This is a genomic window from Desulfuromonadales bacterium (assembly GCA_035620395.1).
Classification (GTDB): Bacteria; Desulfobacterota; Desulfuromonadia; order Desulfuromonadales; family DASPGW01; genus DASPGW01.
Map to the genome: position 1 here is coordinate 1 of DASPGW010000103.1, position 6,873 is coordinate 6,873.

Below are 6,873 nucleotides of genomic sequence, written 5' to 3' on the forward strand. Positions count from 1 at the left end.
GGGGGGGCGACTGGGGGCCGAACTGCCCGACGTCCGCTACGCCGACGAGGCAATCAGCACCGGCGGCGAGGCGCTCCTGCAGGTTTTCGACGGGGCGGTGCGGGTGCGCAACATGCGGATGAGCAAACCTTTTTCCCGTTATCCAACCTATCACGCAGACGTCGATTTCTCCGGCATCGACCTGCAGCTGCTGACCCAGGCCTTCGCCTTCGGCGAGATGAACGGCGTCGCCGACGGCTTCATCCACGAACTGCGTCTCTTCGGTCCGGTTCCCTCGGCCTTCGACGCCGCCTTCGAGACGCGGGAGAGGGGGACCCGCAATATCAGCGTCAAGGCCCTGCGCAACCTCAACACCCTCAGCCAGGGAGGGCTCTCCGCCGCCCTTTCCCAGGGGATCTACCGTTTCATCGATTTCTACCGCTACCGCAAGATCGGTATCCGCTGCTGGTTGCGCAACGATGTCTTTCACCTGGAGGGTACTGCGAGACCCGGCACGGACACTTATCTCATCTACGGCGGCTGGCTACCGCCGCGCATCGACGTCATCGTCTCGACGCCGACCGTTTCCTTTCAGGAGATGGTCAAAAGGCTCAAGCGTGTCGAGCGGGCGGGGCGTTGAATTTGGCTTGCAGGCGGGTATAGTCGTGATGACAACCCACCTCTTTCAACCACCGGAGGAGAAGATGAAGGAATTCTGGCGAAGCCTGTTGCTGTTGACCGTCGTGACGGCGGTCTCCTGCGTGACGATCAACATCTATTTCCCCGCCGAGCAGGTCCGCGGTGCCGCCGACCGGATTGTCGACGAGGTCTGGGGCGAACGCGCGGCCGGCTCCGAGCCGGCGCAACCCGCTCCGGCGCCTGCCGAACCGCCTGCCAGGCCGCCGGCCCAGCCCGGCAGTTTTCTCCAGATCCTGGGCCCGCGCACGGCCTCTGCCGACCAGGATATCAACGTCTCGACGCCCGAGATCCGGGCGATTCGCGAGACGATGAAGGAGCGCTCCGGCCAGCTCTTCCCCTTCCTCGACACGGGACACGTCGGCATCGGTCTCGATGGTCTGCTCAAAATCCGCACGACCGAGGGGCTGGGGCTCAAACCGCGGGCCGAAGTTCAGCGCCTGGTGGAAGCGGAGAACCAGGACCGCCGGCGGCTCTATCTGGAGATCGCCCGGGCCAACGGCTTCCCTGACAAGGTGGACGACGTCCATGAAATCTTTGCCGACTCCTGGCGCAACAAGGCGGCCAAGGGGTGGTACCTGGAGCAGGAAGGGGGAGGGTGGAAGCAGAGGTAGACGGAAATTCGGGCGGGCGAAGGGGTCTGTTGGTGTTTTTTCGTTGACAGGCGGCCTCTCATTAGAGTAAAAACGACATTCAATATCAAAACAACCCCAAAAGGAGTCTTTGCCATGCCCAGAAAGTTTGCCGTTGCTGCCGCCCTGCTGCTCGCTCTCCCCTTCGCTGCCCAGGCCGGGGACGTCACCTGGCTCAAGGACATCAAGCCGATCGTCGACGCTCGCTGCGCCGGCTGCCACGGCAGCGACGCTCCCGAGTACCCGGCGTTCAAGAAGGAGAAGGATGCCTGGACGGCCAAGGGAATCGGCCCCCGGATGGACACCTACAGCCACCTCGTCTACTTCACCGCCTGGCCCGATACCGGTGCGCTGATGCGCCGCCTGGACGACGCCAAGCCGGGGAATATGTACGAACATCTCGGTGCCGACGCCGAGGAGCGCAAGAAGAATCTCGCCCTGTTCAAGGCCTGGGTCGGCAACTGGACCTTCAAGCGCTGGAACGAGATCAGCAAGGAAGAGATGGACGGCATCAAAGTGCCGTACTGATCGCCGGCTGGCGGCATCAGACAAATAGGAAGAGGGGGCGGACCGCTGGTTCGCCCCCTCTCTGTTTTCAGGCGTCGAAGACTGTTTTCAAGTCTTCTGGGATTACCAAGAGTGGCCTGCCCGGATTCCGGGTGGGGCTCATGATCAATCTTACATTGCAGGATTTATCGGAATCGGTTGAAAACCTGGCCTGCCAACCCCCCGAGGGAATGCCAGGCAGCTACAAAGACGGTTTTGTGAGCACTTTATGAAGTTGGCTGTTTCACTTCCTAAAGGAAAAACGATCCAGGGAACTTCTGACTCTTGGCCGCCGCAGCCCGAATTGCGCTGCGGCGGTCAAGGTTGTTGTCACGCGACTTTTCCATCTGCAGTCAAAAGCCTCCCCCATTTGTGTCCACCGACCCGGCGGTATCATTCTCCATGACGACGGCTTTCAACCCCTTTTGTTCCAGTTTTTCCAGCTCTTGCAGGGCGGCCTCCCGCGTCGGGAAGCTACCGGCGGTCAGTACCAGCGTCGGCACCGGGGCGGAAACGTTCTTCAGGTCCACCTTGATGCCTCGGCCGGCCAGACGCTTCTGCTCTTTCACGGCGCCCTCCTGATTGTAGTACGATCCGTCATAGACATCGTATCTGCCTTCTTTATTCCTGAGGATAAACCCGTCGGCGCCGGCGCGGCGAAGCTTGTCGAGCTCCATACGGGCAGACTCCTGATTCGGGAATTCACCGACATGCAGGCGCATCATCGGCACCTCCCGCTTCGGCCCCGTTGTTACCCGCGGCGCGAGACCAGCGCTTATGACCTTCTCCTTTGCATTTTCCAGCGCCGAGGCTGCCACGAACTCGCCGACCATGAGGGTGTAGCTGTCGGTTCCGGCGGGGGTCGTCACCTGCGGAACCAATGGCTCCGCCGCCACGGTCATTCCGGCTGCCTTCGCTTCACCTTCTGCGGTCTGACCCTTGTCCGCCCCGGGCAGAGCGCCCTGCTCGCCGCCGGCCGGCGAGATCTGTCGTTCCATGGTTTCCGGCCCCGGGGGCGGTTCGCCTTCTTCCGTCCCGACGCCAGCAGGGACGGGAAGCGGCGGGGTTGGGACCGGGGCGGGAGCAGGAGCCGGCAGCGTCCCCTCGGAGAGTTTTTCCGGTCGGGAAATGTCGATATGAATGTTCTGGCGATCGAGGAGCACTCCCGTGTCCCGCCAGAGCTTCGCCACCGAAAAGGCAAAGGTTTCTAACGCCTGCCTCTGAGAAATGCGAGCAGAAATAAGGTCGTTTTCAGCGTTGATGACATCCTGCACGGTGGCCGTTCCGAGCCGGGCATTCTCCCGATAGCCATCGAGACGCTGCACGGCGTATTGCAGCGACTGGTCGGCCGTCTGCATCTGCAGGCGTGCCGAGATGAGCGCCCGCATATCCGACTCGATTTCGTCCCGAATCCTCCACTCCAGCGCTTCAATCTGGTTCTGCACCTGCTCCGTCCTGATCCTGCTCCTGCGATAATCGTTCCTGGCGGCGGTATTGCCTAGCGGAACGCTGAAAAACAGACCGGCCGACCAGAAAGTCCCCGGGTCCTCCTCGATCTGCTTGGAGCTGTCGCTGAAACTTCCCCCCGTGCCAGTCAGGCCGCCGCCGGCGGTGATGGAGAGGTCGGGAAGCTTCTGGCGCCTGGCGACGCGCTCCAGCAGTTGGCTGGTCTCCAAGGTCGAGCGAAACTGCTTCAGGTCGGGACGATACGCCAACGCCGCCTGCACCGCCTGTTCCGACGTCTCCAGCGGCTCCTCTCGGGAAGGTGGATCGATGGGAATAATGCGAGTCTGTGATTGCATCCCGAGCAGATAGCGAAGGCTGGCTTCCTGGTCCCTGACGTTTCGCTCGGCTTCGACGAGGTCCCTCCGCCGCTGGGCGATGGCATATTCCGTATTGGCGATCTCCACGGCCTGGAGTGGACCCTGCTGCTCTCGCTGCCTTATCTCACTCAGAAAATTCTGTGCCGAGATCAGGGCCGCCTTCCTCGAATCCAGGGTCTCCCGCAAGGTAAACAGTCGATTATATGAGGTGATTACTGCGAAAACGGTGTCGATGGTGGCGAAACGAAATTGTTCGAGGGAATCCTCAAGGGCGCTGGCGGCCAGCGTGATGGACACTTCCGTCGTCTCCTTGCCTGCGTTGCGCAGGAGGGGCTGAGAAACGTTGATTCCCACCGATGACTGCCAGTCTGTCGTGGTATCCGCATCGCCACCAAAATCGGCGGTCGTGAAGCCGGTCTGGGGCGAAAAGGTGACGTTTCCTCCGGTCGGCAGAAACTGCGTCAGGCCGATGGACGCGTTCGCGTTCTTGGTCCTGAAGAAAGGATCTCCCGGGGCGGCCGACACGCCCCCGTTGGCCGAGGCGCTGAAGAAGGGGTCATAGATTCCCCGGCTCCTCGCAACGTCTGTTCGGGACATGGCTGAATTGAGGGCCGTGACCCGCAAATCGAGGTTTTTTTGGATCGCCATCGCCACAGCCGCGCCCCGCGAAAGGTCTACGCTTTCAGGCAGGCTGTTGCCGTGGCCTTTGACCGCGCCGAGCACGGCCAGGACGAGAATTGCTGCCGCAAAAACCTTTTTTCCCATAGAAAAGTCCTGAGAGTTGAAGGAGGTCAACCAAGTGAATGAGGGAAAGTTCAAGGGTAGACAGGTTTTTTTTATCACGTTTGCCGTTTATTTCAAGGCTGTGGGGGCGACTGCGGGGGCAAAAGGCAATAGAAAAGAGCCCTCCATGGGGAGGGCTCTTCGGTCGAGCGTCCAGATTGCCTGGGAAAAGGGCCCTCCCCGAGGGGAGGGCTCAATGGAATCAGTACCTGGAGATGGCGTCGAGTTGGGCAGGGGTCAGGGTTCTGAGGAAGCCCATGCCGCCGACGTTGTTGTTGATGGCGCTCTGGGTAGCTGAGACCGGTTCGCCGCGCATTCCCTGGCCGTGGCAACCGGCACAGTATTGGCTGTACAGGGCGGCGCCGTCAAGGGCCGGAGCCGGAGCAGGGGCCGGAGCAGGAGCCGGAGCCGGAGCCGGAGCCGGAGCCGGAGCAGGGGCCGGAGCAGGGGCCGGAGCCGGAGCAGGGGCCGGAGCAGCCACCGAATTCAGGTAGGTGGCCAGGGCGGTTTTTTCATCAGCGCTCAGAGCGGTGGTCCGATGGGCGCTGGGAATCTTGGAGCCGTCGCCGGCCAGGTTCATGGTCGAGGTGCCGGAGAGGGTGTGGCAGCCGGCGCAGTTGCTGTCGAATACGGTTTTCCCGGAAACCGGAACCGGAGCAGGGGCCGGAGCAGGAGCCGGAGCCGGAGCCGGAGCAGGAGCCGGAGCCGGGGCCGGGGCCGGAGCAGGTGCCGGAGCAGGTGCCGGAGCAGGTGCCGGAGCCGGGGCAGGAGCAGGGGCGGACTGGCCGTTCAGATAGGCGGCCAGAGCGGTTTTATCAGCCGAGCTCAGCGAGCCGGTCCGATGGGCGCTGGAAACCTTGGAGCCGTCACCGGCCAGGTTCATCTTCGTGGTGCCGCTCAGGGTGTGGCAGCTACCGCAGTTGCTGTCGAATACGGTTTTGCCAGAGACAGGGACGGGCGCAGGAGCGGGGACCGGTAGCGGAGTGACGGACCCGCTCCGATCGTCATCGTCGTCATCGTCGTCATCATCCCGATCATAGCTCCCGTCCCGGTAGCCATCCCGATCGTAGGTCCTGCGCTGGTAGTCGTTCTGATATTGCCAGCGCGACCTGTAGCCATCCCTGTCGTCGTCGGCGTGGCTGGCCGGGATTACCGTCCCTTGAGCAATAGCTAGTGCCAGTAACAAGACCAGCATTTTCATCATTTTCCCCATGTGTTGAAACTCCTTTTTTGTTTTTTACACCATTTAGAGTTGCTTGCTTTACTGCTTTCGATGCAATTGCTGTTGTTCTCCCTGATGGGGGCGCAATCTTCAGCCAGGGGATAAATCGCCTGGAATCCGATAGGTTCCGCCGCCCGTACCGGTTGAAGAGCGTTCCTAATCAGGGAGAGGCGTGCCGTTTTTCAATGGCCAGCTCCTTTCCTTTGGTTTTGAAGAGACCCGAGAGCCGAATCGTTCTCTGCTATCGCGGCTGTTGAGTTAAACTTCGGTGGACTTTGATCCACATCGGCGGAGTCAGGGCGACGATAGTTGCTCAAGTTGCTGCAAAGGGAAGTGGCAGTGTGTGTTGCGGGCAGAAAAGGCGCTGCGGCGCTTTTTCCAGCCCTCCTGAAGGGATGTAGCAGAGCCCGCAGGGCGGGCATGGCAGGCTTGTGACGTGGCTGAAACGGGGTGTGCCAAAAAAGACACAGACAGTTCGTGTTTGTGACAATAAACGAGTTCCGAAATAAAAGTCAAGGGGTCGGTCGAAAAATTAATCCATCGACCTCATGTTAGAAAGTGACGCTACTATGCTGTGTTAGGCGTAGTTATAGCCGATGTGGCAGTTGCCAAGAAGGGCGATTGCCGCAGAATTTCGGGGTGCGAAGGACGATAGCGGAGTGTGCAAATGCACAGGTCGGGGAGAGGACGGGGGGACGCCCAGCAGGAAGCGCTGCGGTCGGGCACGCCGAGGATTCGCCGGATCGGCTCCTGTAATTTGGGGTCGGGGCGCACCGGATAGTGGCTACCCGCTTCCTGCTTCTTGAGGTGATATCCGCCGGCGCCCGACAGATGTTTTCAAGCCCTGGGCCGAATCAATTCCCGGCAGTGCCCGACGGCCGGGAGCAGCCGGCAGGCAGCCGGCCGCCGGCTGTCCGGGAAAAACTTTCCTGTCAATCGCTCCTCCACCAGCGGCAAATGCCCGGCCGAGCAACCGCCGGGCAGTTGTCGCTTAAAAAACACATGGTAGAGCGTCGTCAATTGGATGGCTTCTGACCCGGCCAGAGGTGCCCGCTCAATTGCTGTCAGTGCTGGTGTGCCGCTGGCGTCGCCGCCTCGGCATGATGGGCCGAGCCATGGACGGCCTGCGCAATCCCTTCAACATAATGGACGTAGGTCACATAGGCCTCGACGTACTCCCGGCCTGCCTGCA

General features: G+C 61.3%; 5 protein-coding genes. 3 read left to right on the forward strand and 2 right to left on the reverse strand.

Going from position 1 to position 6,873, the window contains the following annotated elements:
• The 3 genes from VD811_05890 to VD811_05900 form a co-directional block, all read left to right on the forward strand.
• The coding region (locus VD811_05890; GenBank protein ID HXV20501.1) for a hypothetical protein at positions 1-619 on the forward strand (619 nt) is incomplete at its 5' end.
• A 64-nt stretch (positions 620-683) separates the two neighbouring features.
• Positions 684-1,289: a DUF1318 domain-containing protein gene (locus VD811_05895; GenBank protein HXV20502.1), complete on the forward strand. Its 606-nt coding sequence runs from the start codon at positions 684-686 to the stop codon at positions 1,287-1,289.
• 114 nt (positions 1,290-1,403) lie between these two features.
• A complete protein-coding gene (locus tag VD811_05900; GenBank protein ID HXV20503.1) occupies positions 1,404-1,835 on the forward strand; it encodes a cytochrome C in 432 nt (143 codons plus the stop codon).
• Positions 1,836-2,206: 371 nt separating this feature from the next.
• On the opposite strand, the gene VD811_05905 is transcribed toward VD811_05900, so the two are convergent.
• Both VD811_05905 and VD811_05910 read right to left on the reverse strand, forming a co-directional pair.
• Positions 2,207-4,441, reverse strand: a complete 2,235-nt coding sequence (locus VD811_05905) for a TolC family protein (protein ID HXV20504.1) — start codon at positions 4,439-4,441, stop codon at positions 2,207-2,209.
• 220 nt (positions 4,442-4,661) lie between these two features.
• A complete protein-coding gene (locus VD811_05910) occupies positions 4,662-5,654 on the reverse strand; it encodes a c-type cytochrome (protein ID HXV20505.1) in 993 nt (330 codons plus the stop codon).
• Positions 5,655-6,873 lie beyond the last annotated feature (1,219 nt).